The organism is Mycobacterium gordonae, from assembly GCF_001417955.2.
Taxonomy (GTDB): domain Bacteria; phylum Actinomycetota; class Actinomycetes; order Mycobacteriales; family Mycobacteriaceae; genus Mycobacterium; species Mycobacterium gordonae_B.
Window position 1 is genome coordinate 1 of record NZ_LKTM01000210.1, and the last position, 1,060, is coordinate 1,060.

The window sequence follows — 1,060 nt, forward strand, 5'->3', positions numbered from 1 at the left end:
GCCCGGCGAGTCGCGGTGGAGCCACTCAAACCTGACATTCTGCGACCAAACGGGGCCAGCCAAACCTGTCACACTCAAGCGGAAGGTCTTGTACACCTCGAGTTCTCGCTGCGTAGGCGAGCAAGGAACTGGCCAGGTTCGCCCCGTACGGGGCCAGCAGGCCGGCTCCCTCCGGGTCGGTGGTTTGCGTAGCAGCCAAACTTTGGAAGAACGCGGACACCGACGAGAGCGCCCCGTCCACGGGGATCTCCACCGCCAGCAGATCCGTACTAGGCCGCAAGCCCGCATCGGCGAATGCACGCTCGGCCGGTAGATGAACCACGACCTGCTCGTACGGATCGCGGTAGTCCAACGAAAACGGCCGCGCGCTGGCATAGATCACCACCCGGCCAGGTCGGACTTCCGCGCTGTGGCCAGCCTGCGTGACGACTCCCGTGCCACGGCTCTGAAACAACGCGTATAGGTACTCCGCTTCGGCCCCCCGGGATATCAGAGTGCTGCTTCGACTGACCTTCTCGCCGCTGGCCCGCTTGACGGACAGCGCAAAGTCACCGTAGTCGGCATAGCTAATCTCGCCGGAGAAACTCCGATCATAGGGGCTCGGCGCAACATCGACGTAAGCCTGGCGTCGCACCGAGCGCCAATAGTCGACGGCGGCGTCAGCGTCGACCGCGTGGGTGGACCACGTCGCAGTTTCTGGAGACGTGGCCGCATCGCGCTCAGACACTTCGTCGCCTCCCTCCATCGCTGAATCTATGCGATAGCGCCGCCAGACGCGTTCAGGATTGCGCCCACATTGTGTGGGAGTGCCCGCCGGATGTGCGCAAAACCTCTGTTCAAAGGTGCGGGGCCGTAGCTGCTGCGCCCCCACCACGAAGAAGATCGAGGTTTCCCCGGGTGCAGTTCCAGCGCGTCTCGCTTCTAAAGAAACGAGACGGGCGCGACGGGTCTCCCCTCGCCACCCGTCGCCCCAGGTAGCAGTGTGTGATTTTCAGAGGTAAGTGGCGGTGAATCTTCAGCGGTAAATGGCGTCACATAGTCGCGATGACCCGCGTGCGGT

Annotated in this window: 1 protein-coding gene; it reads right to left on the bottom strand. The window is 63.4% G+C overall.

Going from position 1 to position 1,060, the window contains the following annotated elements:
- Nucleotides 1-25 precede the first annotated feature (25 nt).
- Entirely contained in the window at nt 26-727 is a 702-nt protein-coding gene (locus AO501_RS15735; protein ID WP_197419859.1) for a cupin domain-containing protein, read from the bottom strand.
- Nucleotides 728-1,060: the final 333 nt, after the last annotated feature.